General features: G+C 56.6%; 13 protein-coding genes. 7 read left to right on the forward strand and 6 right to left on the reverse strand.

Annotated features, from left to right (window positions below):
* Window positions 1-292: 292 nt before the first annotated feature.
* The 5 genes from hrcA (at window position 293) to CSQ89_RS16255 (ending at window position 7,840) form a co-directional block, all read left to right on the forward strand.
* Window positions 293-1,315, forward strand: coding sequence for a heat-inducible transcriptional repressor HrcA (gene hrcA / locus CSQ89_RS16235; protein ID WP_099407158.1), 1,023 nt, complete (start codon window positions 293-295; stop codon window positions 1,313-1,315).
* Between the two features lie 73 nt (window positions 1,316-1,388).
* Window positions 1,389-2,543 carry a lytic murein transglycosylase B gene (gene mltB / locus CSQ89_RS16240; RefSeq protein WP_099407159.1) on the forward strand — a complete coding sequence of 385 codons (1,155 nt, stop codon included), beginning with the start codon at window positions 1,389-1,391 and terminating at the stop codon, window positions 2,541-2,543.
* Between the two features lie 111 nt (window positions 2,544-2,654).
* Window positions 2,655-3,380 (forward strand): translesion DNA synthesis-associated protein ImuA, encoded by a 726-nt coding sequence (gene imuA, locus CSQ89_RS16245; RefSeq protein WP_099407160.1) that lies wholly within the window; start codon window positions 2,655-2,657, stop codon window positions 3,378-3,380.
* Window positions 3,310-4,728: a Y-family DNA polymerase gene (locus CSQ89_RS16250; protein ID WP_139023141.1), complete on the forward strand. Its 1,419-nt coding sequence runs from the start codon at window positions 3,310-3,312 to the stop codon at window positions 4,726-4,728. Before imuA ends, CSQ89_RS16250 begins: the two co-directional genes overlap by 71 nt.
* A 49-nt stretch (window positions 4,729-4,777) precedes the next feature.
* A complete protein-coding gene (locus CSQ89_RS16255; RefSeq protein WP_099407162.1) occupies window positions 4,778-7,840 on the forward strand; it encodes an error-prone DNA polymerase in 3,063 nt (1,020 codons plus the stop codon).
* A 30-nt stretch (window positions 7,841-7,870) separates the two neighbouring features.
* On the opposite strand, the gene CSQ89_RS22955 is transcribed toward CSQ89_RS16255, so the two are convergent.
* From CSQ89_RS22955 to zapE, 4 genes are all read right to left on the reverse strand, one after another.
* Window positions 7,871-8,176, reverse strand: coding sequence for a hypothetical protein (locus tag CSQ89_RS22955; RefSeq protein ID WP_186293429.1), 306 nt, complete (start codon window positions 8,174-8,176; stop codon window positions 7,871-7,873).
* 18 nt (window positions 8,177-8,194) lie between these two features.
* Entirely contained in the window at window positions 8,195-9,169 is a 975-nt protein-coding gene (locus CSQ89_RS16265; protein WP_199065629.1) for an NAD(P)H-quinone oxidoreductase, read from the reverse strand.
* Entirely contained in the window at window positions 9,169-9,489 is a 321-nt protein-coding gene (locus CSQ89_RS16270) for a DMT family transporter (protein WP_099407164.1), read from the reverse strand. Before CSQ89_RS16270 ends, CSQ89_RS16265 begins: the two co-directional genes overlap by 1 nt.
* Window positions 9,490-9,564: 75 nt before the next feature.
* Complete coding sequence (gene zapE / locus CSQ89_RS16275) at window positions 9,565-10,725, reverse strand: cell division protein ZapE (protein WP_099407165.1); 1,161 nt, start codon at window positions 10,723-10,725, stop codon at window positions 9,565-9,567.
* A gap of 163 nt (window positions 10,726-10,888) precedes the next feature.
* On the opposite strand from zapE, the gene phbB reads away from it, so the two are divergent.
* Window positions 10,889-11,623 carry an acetoacetyl-CoA reductase gene (gene phbB, locus CSQ89_RS16280; RefSeq protein ID WP_099407166.1) on the forward strand — a complete coding sequence of 245 codons (735 nt, stop codon included), beginning with the start codon at window positions 10,889-10,891 and terminating at the stop codon, window positions 11,621-11,623.
* Between the two features lie 112 nt (window positions 11,624-11,735).
* Here phbB and CSQ89_RS16285 read toward each other — a convergent pair whose 3' ends face one another.
* On the reverse strand, window positions 11,736-12,338 hold the full coding sequence (locus tag CSQ89_RS16285) for an OmpW/AlkL family protein (RefSeq protein ID WP_099407167.1): 603 nt from the start codon (window positions 12,336-12,338) through the stop codon (window positions 11,736-11,738).
* A 97-nt stretch (window positions 12,339-12,435) separates the two neighbouring features.
* Window positions 12,436-13,095 carry a lysoplasmalogenase gene (locus tag CSQ89_RS16290; RefSeq protein WP_099407168.1) on the reverse strand — a complete coding sequence of 220 codons (660 nt, stop codon included), beginning with the start codon at window positions 13,093-13,095 and terminating at the stop codon, window positions 12,436-12,438.
* 144 nt (window positions 13,096-13,239) lie between these two features.
* Between CSQ89_RS16290 and map the strand changes: the two genes are divergently transcribed.
* Window positions 13,240-14,055, forward strand: a complete 816-nt coding sequence (map, locus tag CSQ89_RS16295) for a type I methionyl aminopeptidase (RefSeq protein WP_099407169.1) — start codon at window positions 13,240-13,242, stop codon at window positions 14,053-14,055.
* Window positions 14,056-14,216 lie beyond the last annotated feature (161 nt).

Raw genomic sequence — 14,216 nt, forward strand, 5'->3', positions numbered from 1 at the left:
AACCTCACAGCTTGCTTGCGCCTTTCGTGCTGTTCTTGCCGCGACAGCTTGCGTCCGTCTTCTTTGTCCATTTCTATCAGTTGGGGGCGGACACCAATAAATCAACCCTTAGTTGCCGGGTGAATAAGATTGGCAAGCTGCAACTCAGGCAAGACTACGCGAGACAAGTAAAAGCGAATATGTTTTCATGCCCACATCTGTCGTTTGGCAGCCCTAACTGTTGCGCCACCCCAACATTACATGTCAGCGACTCCCTGCTTGCCGCGATACGCCGACGCGCTACAATCGACTTATGCTAAGCGAACGTGCACAAATCCTCCTCAAGATACTGGTTGAACGCTATATCGCCGAGGGGCAGCCGGTTGGGTCTCGTACACTATCCCGTTACGCCAACCTCGATCTTTCCCCCGCGTCGATCCGCAACATCATGTCCGACCTGGAAGAGCTAGGCCTGATCACCAGCCCGCATACTTCCGCCGGCCGTATCCCTACCTCCCTCGGCTATCGGCTGTTCGTCGATACAATGCTCACCATCCAACCGCTACAACAGGTGCAGATACGCGAGCTAGAATGCCAATTGCAACCGGACAACCCAACACGTGCGGTGGCTGCAGCGTCTCATCTGCTCAGCCAGCTCACCGAATTCGCCGGTGTCGTGCTCACCCCCAAGCGGCGCGGTATCTCGTTGACCCAGATTGAGTTCCTGCGCCTGTCGGACAAGCGCGTGCTGTTGATATTGGTGTCGGCCGATGGTGACGTGCAAAACCGCATCTTATTGACAGAGCGGGACTACAGCGCCAGCGAGTTGGTCGAAGCCAGTAATTTCCTCAGCCAGCACTGTGCAGGCCGCACCCTGGAAGGTGTCCGCGATGCTGTCTACCAGGAGCTGCGCCATTTGCAGGGCGATATCAGCCACCTCATGAATGCAGCAGTTCAGGCCGGCAGCCAAGCCATGGCCGATGAAGCCAACCCATATGTGCTCAGTGGCGAAAGTAATCTGCTGCGGGTGGATGATCTATCCAATAACGTAGAGCGACTACGGCAGCTGTTCCGTGTATTTGAAGAGAAAACCGTCTTACTGCAATTGCTTGACCACAGCCAGCATGCAGCCGGTGTGCAAATATTCATTGGCGGTGAAGCGGGTATTGCGCCGATGGATGAATGCTCGGTCGTAACTGCGCCCTACAAGGTAAACGGCCAGATTGTCGGCACGTTGGGCGTTATCGGCCCCACCCGCATGGCGTATGAACGCGTGATTCCGATTGTGGACATTACAGCAAAACTGCTTTCGTCAGCGCTATCCCACCACGGCTGAAGCGCTATCCCTCTGCAACGTTACCGATTTAAAACAATGGCGATTGAACGGCCCTTGAAACCAGGACAACACTTTGCCTTTACGCACTACCTTACTCAGCCTTGTTGCCCTTAGCTGTCTGGCCGCCGACCCGCCTGCATTGCCCTTATCTGCCGCCAATGCAGAAAACCCGGTGCGGCCCCTCCTTGGTGGGCAGGCAACGACCGATGTTGCGAATTTTGCCTATCGACCCGACGTGCAGGCATTCATCAACGAGATGGTGCAGAAATACGGTTTTAATGCGCAGTCACTGACCGACTTGTTCACGCAGGTTCAGTTCAAGCCCAATATCCTTACTATCTTCGACCGCCCCTCCACCAGTCGGCCCTACTACCAGTTCCGGCCTGACTTCGTTAACAACACGCGTATTCGTCTTGGAGTTGCGTTCTGGCAGGACCATGCTGGCTTGTTGCAAGCCGTATCAGAGAAATATGGTATCGAACCGGAATACCTCGTCAGCATTCTGGGCGTGGAAACATTGTGGGGACGCAATACTGGCAGTTTTAGGGTGATGGATGCACTGGCAACCACCGCCTTTGGTTACCCACGCCGTGCCGACTTCTTTCGTACCGAGCTACGAGAATTCCTTCTGCTTACCCGCGAAGAAGGTGTTGACCCGTTTTCATTCCGTGGCAGCTACGCTGGCGCCATGGGTATGCCCCAATTCATGCCCTCCAGCTTCCACAAATTCGCCCAGGACTGGGATGGCGATGGGCACCATGATATTCATGGCAATGTGGGCGATATCCTGGCCAGCGTCGCCAACTATTTCAGGGCGCATGGCTGGGTGAAGGGCCAAGGACTCGTTGTTCCCGCCAATGTAGAGGGAGAAGCCTATAGCCCCCTGGTCGAAGATAAATTCAACCTGCACTACAAAGTAAGCGAGTTGACTGCATTCGGTGTTGTGCCAGCCAGACGCTTGGAGGGCGACCCGCTTGCCGTACTGGTACCCTTGGAAAGCGAACCCGGCATGACGCGATACTGGCTAGGGCTGGGTAACTTCTACGCCATCACCCGTTACAACCGCAGCACGCTATACGCTATGGCCACGCATGAACTGGCGCAAGCCATCAAAGCCGCCTGGCTAGACCCGAGCCTGTTGCCGCCTCCACCAAAGCCTGTCACAAAAAAATCGAAAGCCAAGGGTAAGGCAAGACCGGCCATTCGCAAATCCCACAAGAAGCGCTAGGCCAGTGGTGATTTCAACTTAAAGACGTAATCGTCCGCATGACAGACGGAATTGCAAAGTGAACGATCGTTCTCCATAATTTAGCGAACGATTGTTCACCGGAGTCGTGTTATGCATGCCGCACTTGCTGAGGTTTTAAAGCACCCCGCCATTTGGCGCGGTGATGGCCTATATCGGGCAAATACGGAGGCGATTGACTGCTTTCACCCCGAGTTGGCCGCAATCCTGCCTGGTGGAGGGTGGCCTAAAGCAGCGGTGACAGAACTTCTGACCCACCGGCCCGGTTGCGGGGAATTACGCCTGTTGCTGCCCGCTTTGGCCCGGCTAACGCAATCCGGACAGCGCGTATTACTGATCTCGCCCCCCCACATACCGTATCCACCTGCGTGGCAAAGCGCCGGCGTGGATATGCGCTATCTGACCTGGATAAGCGCATCAACGCCATCTGATACGCTCTGGGCCAGCGAACAAGCACTGCGTGAGCCCGCCTGTGGCGCAGTGGTGAGCTGGCTGAAACAACCACTGGGCGATCAGCCTGCACGGCGCTTGCAGCTGGCGGCGGAAAAAGGCGGGGGTTGCGGCTTTGTGCTGCGTGAAGCCCATGGCAGCATCTATCCTTCTCCGCTTGCTTTACGACTCAGTGTGGCTGCCGTTGCCGGTGGCGTGACAATCCACGTGCTCAAACGGCGTGGCGCACCACATCATCATCCTGTTTTCCTACCGCACATTTCGCCGGCCCGCTATCCCGCTTACGGACAGTCCCATCATGCTGTGGCTAGCTTTACACCTACCCGCTCTGCCGCTCGAAGCACTGAGCCTCGACCCCACGTCGGCTGAAGCCTGGGTTGTTGTTGATCGGCATAACCGCCAGGAACACGTGCTGGTGGCAAACAGGGCGGCGCAAGCGCTGGGCATTCAGTCGGGGCTGCGGCGGTCGGCAGCACTGGCTTTGGCAGCCAACCTGCAAGTCGCCAAGCGCCAGCCCGCGCAAGAAACTGCGTTACTAGGCAATCTCGCCAATTGGGCAATGCAATTCACCCCTACCGTCTGCCTCGACCCGCCAACGGGGTTGCTGCTGGAGATAGAGGGCTGCCTCGGCTACTTCAAAGGGTTGCCACGCCTGCTTGGTCTAGTGGTGGATGGCTTGCAGGTGCTGGAGATACAGGTGCAGCATGGCCTCGCCTCCACGCCACTCGCCGCCAGCTGGTTTGCACAACAAGGTGTGATACCGGCAACGGACTGGCGACAAACCTTAATGCAATTGCCTCTGGCCCAGCTACCCTGGCCCCCTCGCCTGCTTCAGCAGCTGCATGACCTGGGCTTGCGCCAGTTTGGCGAGTTGGCCGGCCTGCCACGCAGTGGCATGGGATTACGGTTTGGTACCGAATTACTTGGCCTGCTCGATAAGGCGATGGGTAATGAACCCGACCCACGCCAACCTTTTGTTCCTGCTGCCTGTTTTGAGCGGTATTTGGAGTTGAGTTGGCATATTGAGCAGGTCGAGGCGCTGGGCTTTGTTATGCGCCGTTTATTGCTGGAATTGGCGGCCTTCTTGCATGGCCGGGGACTGGGCGTACAACACGTGGTGTTCCGTCTGGCACACGAAGGAGGGGGCCAAAGCGAGTTACCCATTGGTTTTGGCAAACTTACCCGCTCGACGGGCGACATGTTTGCCATCACGCGGGAGCGCTTGGCCGGCTTTCGTCTGACGGCGCCAGTGCATGCCCTGGTATTGAAGGCCGAGACACTGCACCGGCTCGACGCCGAAGCCATCGGCTTGTTTGGTGATGGTCAGACGCAGGCTGATTTAGATTTGCTGCATGCTCGCCTGAGTGCCCGTTTAGGCGAGGCGGCCGTACGCCAGCTGGCCTGCGTTGCCGACCATCGCCCCGAACGGGCTTGGTGTATGGCTTCCGACAGCGCCACCGTACCAGCACCTTTACCCGCTACTCGCCCCGGTTGGCTGCTGGCGAAACCTATTGCATTGGCAATTCGCAACGGTCAGCCTTGGCATGGCGAACTGCTGACCCTATTGAGCCCGGCCGAGCGCATCGAATCCGGCTGGTGGGAGGGTGAAAGTGTGGCACGCGATTATTTTCAAGCCGGCGGGCCATCGGGCCGCCGTTATTGGATCTACCGACAGCGCATTGATGGTGCGTGGTTCCTGCATGGCTTGTTTGCCTAGCCAGCGGGCCCCGCACGACGCCTAACCTAATTCCAACCACTGCCGCCCCATGCTGCCCGACTACGCCGAATTGCATTGCTTGTCCAACTTCAGCTTCCAGCGCGGTGCATCTACTGCGGAGGAACTGGTTGAGCGCGCCCAACAACTGGGCTACAAGGCGCTTGCCATTACTGACGATTGCACACTGGCAGGCATCGTACGTGCGCACGATGCGGCAAAAGAAAAGGGCTTGCCGCTGATTATCGGCAGCGAATTTTGCTTGGATGATGGGCTACGCGTTGTCCTGCTGGCACCTGACCGAGAGGCCTACGGTGATTTGGCGCAGCTCATCACCCAGGCACGGCAAAATGCAAGTAAGGGGAGCTATCAGCTGTGCCGGGCGGATGTCGCAGCCCTGGCTGGCCGGCTATTGGCCTTGTGGTTACCGCCGCCGATAGCGATGCTGAGTGACGCCCGTTGGTTCACCACCCACTTCCCGGATAGGGCTTGGCTGGCGGTGGAATTGTTTCAACAAGCCGACGACGCTGAACGGCTGGTAACCCTGCAAGCGCTGGCGGTGCAGGCGGGTTTGCGCTGCGTGGCTGCAGGTAACGTGCATATGCATGTGCGTTCCCGACGTATGTTGCAGGATGCATTGACTGCCATACGACTAGGCAGACCGGTCGCCAGTTGCGGGTTTGCGCTGTTTGCTAATGGAGAGCGCCACCTACGCCCACGGGGAATGCTGGCGCCGCTCTACCCACCTGCCCTGCTGGCTGAAACGCTCCATATCGCCCAGCGGTGCCGGTTTTCCCTGGATAGCCTGCGCTACGAGTATCCGCTTGAGCTGGTGCCAGATGGCCATTCGCCCGATAGCTATCTCGCTGCACTCACCGAAATTGGCCTACAGCAACGCTACCCTGATGGGGCACCCGTGACGGTTGTAGCGCAGGTACAAAAAGAATTGCGCCTTATTGCGCAAATGGATTACGCCGCTTTCTTCCTGACGGTGGAAGATACGGTACGTTTTGCGCGCAGCCAGGGCATTTTGTGCCAGGGGCGTGGGTCGGCGGCCAACTCGGTGGTTTGTTATGTGCTGGGCATTACCGAAATCAGTCCCGAGCAGAGCAATCTGCTGTTTGAGCGATTCATCTCAACCGAGCGTAACGAGCCGCCTGATATCGATGTGGATTTCGAACACGAACGGCGTGAAGTCATCATTCAGTATCTCTATCGCAAATACGGGCGCGACCGTGCTGCGCTGGCCGCTGCTGTCGTTACTTATCGCACCAAAAGCGCAATGCGCGATATCGGCCGGGCACTGGGGTTTGATGAGGAGCAGCTCAGCCGTCTAAGCGAACTCCTCGCCTGGTGGGACAAACCCGGTGATCTACCGATACGGCTGGCCGAGGCTGGTTTTGACCCCAACACCCATCAGGTGCAGCGGCTACTTAAGCTCGTACAGCAACTTCGACGCTTTCCTCGCCACCTGTCCCAGCATGTAGGGGGTTTCGTGCTATCCCGCGGCCCGCTGGCCCGGCTGGTACCCATCGAAAATGCCAGCATGCCCGACCGAACGGTGATTCAGTGGGATAAGGACGACTTGGAAAGCCTAGGTCTTCTGAAGGTGGATGTGTTGGCGCTAGGTATGCTGACGGCACTACGACGAACATTGGATCTGGTCTCGGCCCGCCAAGGCCGGCCGATGACCCTGGCCGATATCCCGGATAAGGACATCGCCACCTACGATATGATCTGCAAGGCGGATACGGTGGGTGTGTTTCAAGTTGAATCACGTGCCCAGATGGCTATGCTGCCGCGTCTTCGGCCAAGATGCTTTTACGATCTGGTGGTGCAAATCGCCATTGTGCGGCCCGGCCCCATCCAAGGAGGCATGGTGGCTCCCTATCTGCACAGGCGGTTTAGTAATGAGCCGCTCGATGATACCTACAGCGCGTTACAAGCCGTGCTCAGCCGTACCTGTGGCGTACCGATTTTTCAAGAACAGGTGATGCAGTTGGCCGTCGTTGCCGCAGGTTTTACCCCAGGCCAAGCCGACCAGTTACGCCGGTCCATGGCGGCTTGGCAAAGAACAGGCAAACTGGGCGGCTACCAGCAAAAATTGATTGAAGGCATGCTGGCGCGCGGCTACCCACTGGCGTTTGCCGAGCAAATCTGGGCGCAGATCGAAGGTTTTGCCAGCTATGGTTTTCCGGAATCGCACTCTGCCAGCTTTGCCTTGTTGGTGTACGCATCGGCTTGGCTTAAATGCCACCAGCCCGCCGCCTTCGTGAGCCACCCCATGGGTTTCTACAGTGTCAGCCAGCTGATTCAAGATGCATTACGGCATGAGGTGGTGTTTCATCCGCTGGACGTACAGCGCAGCGGGTGGGACTGCAGCCTGGAAGAGACCGGCCAACCACAGCCGGCTGTGCGCCTGGGCCTGCGTTTGATACAAGGCTTGGCATCGGACAAAGGCATAGCCATTGTTGCCCGTCGCCCCGCAGGCGGTTATGCCAACCTGCAGGATCTACAACGTCGCACCGGGCTGGATAGGCGCAGTTTGCAGCGATTAGCCGATGCGGACGCTCTGATGGCGTTCAGCAACAACCGGCGCGAGGGGCGTTGGCAAGCGGGCGGCTTGGGCCTGATGGACGACTTGGCGGGCAACGCTATGCCAGCGCTCGATACGCCCCCGCCGCTTCCTCTGGCCCTCCCCGCGGAGGAGGTCCTGAGTGACTATCAGCATCTGGGCCTCAGTTTGCGCGACCACCCCTTGGTATTTCTACGCCCGGCGCTACGCCAGGAAAAACTGCTTAGTGCGGTGGAAATCATGGCATGCGCCCATCGGCAACCCGCGCGTGCATGCGGCATTGTCGTTGGCCGACAACGGCCAGGCACCGCAACGGGCATAGTGTTTCTGACCTTGGAAGATGAAACCGGCAACGTCAGTGTCATCGTCCGGCATGACCTGGTGGAACGCCAGCGTAAGGAATTACTGGGCGCGCAGTTGCTGGCTGTATATGGCGTCGTACAACGGGAGGGTGACGTGGTGCATCTGCTGGCCAAGCGGCTGGCAGATAAATCGGCCATGTTGGGCGCATTGGTCGTCGAGAGCCGCGACTTTCACTAGCAGTAAAAACGGCTCGCCGCTTTGCCGTCTTCAATCAACCAATGGCCGTAACTCCAGGCCATCCGTTGTTGATGAGCGCACCGGTAACGCGGCGTTAGTTACTGGCAAACTGGCTGATGTGTTGACGGCAGAGGTGGCGGGTTTGTCCGCTGTCGCTGCGTCTACCGCCCAGCTCCCTGCTTTTACCGCACCCTTGCCAGCCGCCACGGCAACATCCGTTGTGACACTCACGGCGGTGGTAGCCGCACCCACCGCTGCGCCGGCCACCGACATCGCGGTGCAACCACCCAGCCCCACCAAGCTGGCCAGCGGTAAAACAATACGGAACATCGTCATGGTAAATCGCTTTCTTGATCAATCCAGCGTCAGAATAATCTTGCCGCGGTTATGGTTTTCTTCCAGAAAACGGTGGGCTGTCTGCACCGCTGCGAGTGGAAAAATCTTGTCCACCGTTACCTGCACCTGCCCCGCCTGAATCGCCAACAACACATGCTCACGCAGTGCGACGCTCAGGCGGGCTTTTACCGACTCAGTCTGCGCCCGCAAAGTGGACCCACGTAGGCTGAGACGCTTGACCAGCAATCGTCCCAAGTCGAGCGAAGCATTAGCGCCGCCCATCAGGCCTATCATCACCAAACGGCCATCCACCTGTAGGCACTGCAGGTTGCGGTCGAGATAGGCTGCACCAATACAATCGAGAATCACGTTGGCGCCACCCAGCGCTTTGACTGCGTCGGTAAAATCCTTCTCATGGTAGTTGATGGCGGTGTGCGCACCCAGTCGGCGACAAAAGTCCGCCTTGTCTTCGCTTCCCACGGTACAAACAACCTCCGCGCCGTGCAGGGCCGACAGTTGAATCGCCGCAGCCCCCACGCCGCTGGCCCCTGCATGGATCAATATCCGCTCGCCGACTTTTAGATTAGCCAGTTCGATGAGATTGAACCAAGCCGTCATCCAGGCCTCTGGCAAGCTGGCGGCTTCATGATGGCTCAACCAATCGGGCTTGATGCTGGCGCAACTGGCGTCCAGTAACGCAAACTCGGCATAGCCACCGCCACCCACAAGCCCAAATACACTATCGCCTAGGGTGAAGCCCTCAACCGCTTCGCCCATCGCCTCGACTTCGCCTGAAATCTCCAGGCCCAGCAAAGGCGAAACACCGGGGGGCGCGGGATACTTACCTTGCCGCTGCACAATATCGGCCCGATTCACGCCGGCTGCCCACACGCGCACCAACAGTTGCTCAGGCCCCGGTGTGGGCATAGCGGCTTCGCCAAGGTACAGCGTTTCGACACCACCCAGTTGGGTTTGCAAAATCGCCTGCATCATCAATGCGCCGACGTCAGTTTAAGGCCCATGATGCCACCAACAATAAGCACCACGCACAACAGGCGAGGCCAGTCGCTGGATTCACTGAAGAGCAAAATACCCGCCACTACGCCGCCCACTGCGCCGATACCGGTCCAGATGGCGTAGGCTGTCCCCATGGGCAACACTTTCATGGCTTTGGAAAGAAACACCAAGCTGACCACCATCGTAACGAGTGTCAATGCACTCCAACCTAACTTGGTAAACCCATCGCTGTACTTCATCCCCACTACCCAAACCATTTCCAAAAGACCCGCAACCAACAAATAAATCCAATGCATTGACAAATTTCCTAGGGGACGAGCTGAAAAACCATGGATGCGCTGTGGCAATACGCTGCGTACTGATGAAATCGCTCAGGTGAGCGCCACAGACAGAGCGGCATCTTTGACCTTGCCGGCCTCATGCGGCAACGCCAGATAATCGGTGGATTGCATTTCGGTCAACCGACTCGCGGTACGGAAGAATTCTCCGGCAAACGCGCCGTCGGTGTAGATGTCTTCGGCAGGCGTGGCAGCCGAGATGATCAATTTGACCCGATAGTCGTAAAACACATCGACCAACCAGGTCAATCGCCGTGCCGCGGACGACTCTTTGGCGGTCAGCTTGGGCAAATCGGACAAAATAACGGTGTGGTATTGTCGCGCCAGCCAAAGGTAATCGGTCTGCGACCTTGGGCCGTCGCACAGTTGTTCAAAGCTGAACCAAATCACGCCATGGCTATGCCGAATGGCGCTGACTGGCCGCTCTTCGATGAGCAAATCGGTTGGCAGGTCGCCAGCAGTGGCCAATTTATCGAACACGGTCTGGAGCTCAGTTGTTGTTTCCGGGGTAATGGGCGTGATGTAGGTTCGCGCCTGGGTAAGGGTACGCATGCGGTAATCATTGCCGCCATCCACGTTAACCACCACCACATGCTGCTTTAAGAGCGCGATGGTGGGGAGGAAGTTCTGCCGTTGCAAACCGTTGGGATAAAGGTCGTCTGGGGCGTAGTTGCTCGTCGCGACCAAAACCAGGCCGTGCTTGAACAAATGGGTGAACAAACGCCCCAGTATCATCGCGTCGGCAATATCCGAAACATGAAATTCATCAAAACAAAGCAACCGGGTATTGTCTGCGATGGACGCCGCCACCTTGGCTAGCGGGTCCACTTCATTCTTCAAGCTACGCAGGCCCTCGTGTACTTCCTGCATGAAATGATGAAAATGCAGGCGACGCTTGCGGCGGTAAGGCACGCAAGCAAAGAAGCCATCCATCAGAAAGCTCTTCCCGCGGCCTACCCCACCCCAGAAATACAGGCCCAGCGGCACATCGGGCATGGGCAACAGGCTGCGCCCGAATAGCCGGTCACGTTTGCCCTTGAAGACAATCAGCTCGTCATAAAGACGTTGTAGATGCTCGATTGCCTCCGCTTGCGCCGGGTCCTTATGAAAGCCGGGTTGCGCGGTCGCGACGTCATACCATGTTTGTGGTGGCGTACCGGGCTGGATATGGGAAGTGAAGACGTGTTGAGACATGTCAAGAATCGTAGCGATGTGTTGCAGGATTATACTGGTGCTCAATGATATGCCGTGCGTAACAAGACTGACGCAACGACGAGGTATATATTGCGCGCTGATCGCTATAAAACGAACCAACAGGCGGTCACACCTAAGTACGCAACTCAGGAGAACTGAAAGTATGGCCAGAATCGCACTTGTAACCGGCGGCATGGGAGGCATCGGGACAGCCATTTGCCAAAAGCTTGCCGACTGCGGACATACCGTGGTGACTACCTATAGCCGTCCAGGCAAGGAAGTCGAATGGTTAGCTGATCAGAAAGAAAAGGGCTACACCTTTCGTGCATATCTATGCGATGTGGCGGACTTTGAATCGTGCAAGGCAATGGCGGCAAAAGTGCTGGCGGAAGTCGGCGCGGTTGATGTCCTGGTGAATAACGCCGGTATTACCAAGGACACCACCTTCCGCAAGATGGGCAAAGTAGATTGGGACGTCGTCCTGCGTACCGACCTCGACTCCATCTTCAACGTGACCAAACATTTCGTGGACAGCATGGCTGACCGTGGCTTTGGTCGTGTGATCAATGTGTCGAGCATCAATGGCCAGAAAGGCCAGTTCGGCCAAACCAACTATTCGGCGGCAAAAGCCGGCATGCACGGCTTTACCAAGGCACTGGCGCAAGAGGTTGCGCGCAAAGGCGTCACCGTCAACACCGTCAGCCCTGGTTATATCGCTACCGAAATGGTCATGGCGGTCAAAGAGGAAATTCGCCAAGGCATCATCGCTGGCATTCCAGTCAATCGTCTGGGTCAACCAGGCGAGATTGCCGACTTGATTACTTTCCTGGCCGGCGACAACGCCGGATTTATCACTGGCGCCAATGTTGCCATCAATGGTGGACAACACATGTTCTAGGATTCCGTCTGCTTACCCAGCAGTTTGACTCTGGTTGCAGCCCTGATCTTATCCCTAAAAGCAAAGCGGCGATGTTCACACATCGCCGCTTTGCTGTTGACTATCTAATTGGTCAGAATCGGGTACCGATACCCGCACCAATCACCAAAGGATTGATTTTCAAGGTACCTAGCTTGGCGCCACCCGCCACGCTGACATCGGTTTTAATATAGATCTTCTTCAAATCAACGTTGACGTACCAGTCTTTATTAATGGCGTAGTCCGCACCGATCTGTAAGCTCCCACCGAAGCTGCTCTTTTCGATTTCCAGATCAGCCCCACCCGACTTCAATCCATTCTTGTAAAAGCGCGTGTAGTTCACACCCAAGCCGGCATAAGGGCGGAAAGTTGCATTAGGCATGAAGTGATACTGCAGCGTAAGCGTAGGTGGTAAGTGGCTCACTTTGCCAAGGCTGGTGCCGTTAGCAGTGACGTCATGACGAGCGGTGGCCAAAATCAACTCGGCCCCCAGGTTATCCGTCAACATGTAGGTGAAGTCGAGCTCCGGCACTACGCGTTTGTCCACATCCACATTCAGGGTTGCCAGCGTACCAGTGCTCGATACGCTAGGGGCCACTTGAATGACTCGGCCGCGAACCAGTATGTCGCCCCCTGCAGCAAATGCGTGACTAGCGAAAAGTAGGCCCATAAGGGCGACGAGTGTCTTGCCTTGCATAAATGCAGTTCTCCATGTGCTTGCCACACCGGCTGGTGCGGCTGGGTTTTCAGATTACGATAAATGTAGCGGCAGCGGTTTGCGCTGGATCAGATATTTACGCTTTTCTTGCTGCGGAGCGAAATACAGACCGGGCAATACCATATTGGCCCGCCCAATAAGCCAGAATGACTGCCAGGTTGGCGCCCGGCCATGGCGTGTGAAAGCGATCAAATGCCAGGATGGTGTCGGAGATGCCAAAGAAAAGCGCGCCCAGGCATGCCGCCCATTGCCAAGTACTATCCGCCTTGACGCAAAGCGCCAACGCACGCCAAAGCATAGCGCCAATCACACTCACATAAACCGCAACCGGAATCGCCAGTTGTCCCAGATGCGGATAGAGCAGAACGTAGGCGGTTCCCACCCACAACAATATGGGTATCAAGCCAGCCAAGACTAGGCGGCGTGACTCGCTGACAAATGCAACCACATAGGCGATATGGGCGCACAGAAAAGCCAACAAACCCCAGATGAAAAAATCAGGCGATACTTCCAGCAGCATGTCACCACACAGAGAGAAGACGAGGCCCACGCGAATCAACGCGGCATAGCGCCCGCTTTGGCTTTGCAGCCAGATAATCATACAGGCCACCGGTACCGCTTTGCTGATGAATTCGATACTGCCCTGCCCTGCCACCTGCGCCCAAAGGTGGATTAGCAACCCGGTAAGGCCGATACCCGCTAGCCATCGCGCGGGTAGGTTGAAGATGTTTGGCATGAATGTCTCCCTGTTTTAGTTATTTAAACAACATCACGAAAAACTTAAATTCTTTTTAAAATCAAATGACTAAGCAATTTCAAATTGCCGCCCCCCACCCGATGGCAGTATCCTTCTGTTTTGCTAGGCCACGCTAAATCCACCATGACCATTGTCATCAAAACCCAAGAAGATATCGAAAAAATGCGCATCGCTGGCCGTTTGGCCAGCGAAGTGTTGGATTACATCACGCCGTTTGTTAAACCGGGCGTCACCACGGCCGAGTTGGACAGGCTTTGCCATGAGTACATGGTGAATGTGCAAGGCACCATTCCGGCCCCATTGAATTACTGCCCGCCTGGGTATACGCCCTACCCAAAGGCCATCTGCACATCGGTCAACAACGTTATCTGTCATGGCATTCCCAATGACAAACCCCTTAAGAATGGCGACGTGGTCAACCTCGACATTACCGTCATCAAAGACGGTTACCACGGCGATAACAGCCGCATGTACGAAATCGGCACAGTGCCATCACATGCCGCGCGACTATCGCAGGTTACGTTCGAATGTATGTGGCTGGGCATCGACCGAGTCAAGCCCGGCGCGCGTCTTGGCGATATCGGCGCAGTGATTCAACGCCATGCAGAAATGAATGGCTACTCGGTAGTGCGCGAATTTTGCGGCCATGGTATCGGCAAGAAATTCCACGAAGAACCGCAAGTGCTGCACTACGGCAAGGCAGGTACCGGAGTCGAGCTGAAGGCCGGCATGATTTTCACGATCGAGCCGATGATTAACGCCGGTAAAAAGGACATTCGCGGCTTACCCGATGGCTGGACAATTGTGACCAAGGATAGATCCCTGTCCGCCCAGTGGGAACATACGATACTGGTTACTGACACCGGTTATGAGGTGCTAACCCAATCGGCAGGTACGCAGGCAAGGCCAGCGCTTAGTTCAGCGATACAGGCAGCCTGACAGCAGAGGCAATCCAAAGCGCCGTTGCAACGGCGCTTTTTCATGTGCGCCCAGCATGGGCGCACTCCTGCGGGTGGAAGTCCCGCCGTAAGTTGATCACAGCGAACGAAGTGAAGCGCAACTGCGTGAGGGCGACCGAGCGTGGGAAGGAAGCGTGGATC

The organism is Chitinimonas sp. BJB300 (assembly GCF_002735695.1).
Taxonomy (GTDB): Bacteria; Pseudomonadota; Gammaproteobacteria; order Burkholderiales; family Chitinimonadaceae; genus Chitinimonas.

Excerpts from the sequence above, each read along its gene's own strand:
- hrcA (WP_099407158.1), top strand. The coding sequence starts at position 293 with ATGCTAAGCGAACGTGCACAAATCCTCCTCAAGATACTGGTTGAACGC.
- map (WP_099407169.1), top strand. The coding sequence starts at position 13,240 with ATGACCATTGTCATCAAAACCCAAGAAGATATCGAAAAAATGCGCATC.
- phbB (WP_099407166.1), top strand. The coding sequence starts at position 10,889 with ATGGCCAGAATCGCACTTGTAACCGGCGGCATGGGAGGCATCGGGACA.
- CSQ89_RS16250 (WP_139023141.1), top strand. The coding sequence starts at position 3,310 with ATGCTGTGGCTAGCTTTACACCTACCCGCTCTGCCGCTCGAAGCACTG.
- CSQ89_RS16285 (WP_099407167.1), bottom strand. The coding sequence starts at position 12,338 with ATGCAAGGCAAGACACTCGTCGCCCTTATGGGCCTACTTTTCGCTAGT.
- CSQ89_RS16270 (WP_099407164.1), bottom strand. The coding sequence starts at position 9,489 with ATGCATTGGATTTATTTGTTGGTTGCGGGTCTTTTGGAAATGGTTTGG.
- CSQ89_RS16255 (WP_099407162.1), top strand. The coding sequence starts at position 4,778 with ATGCTGCCCGACTACGCCGAATTGCATTGCTTGTCCAACTTCAGCTTC.
- CSQ89_RS16290 (WP_099407168.1), bottom strand. The coding sequence starts at position 13,095 with ATGCCAAACATCTTCAACCTACCCGCGCGATGGCTAGCGGGTATCGGC.
- CSQ89_RS22955 (WP_186293429.1), bottom strand. The coding sequence starts at position 8,176 with ATGACGATGTTCCGTATTGTTTTACCGCTGGCCAGCTTGGTGGGGCTG.
- CSQ89_RS16265 (WP_199065629.1), bottom strand. The coding sequence starts at position 9,169 with ATGATGCAGGCGATTTTGCAAACCCAACTGGGTGGTGTCGAAACGCTG.
- zapE (WP_099407165.1), bottom strand. The coding sequence starts at position 10,725 with ATGTCTCAACACGTCTTCACTTCCCATATCCAGCCCGGTACGCCACCA.
- imuA (WP_099407160.1), top strand. The coding sequence starts at position 2,655 with ATGCATGCCGCACTTGCTGAGGTTTTAAAGCACCCCGCCATTTGGCGC.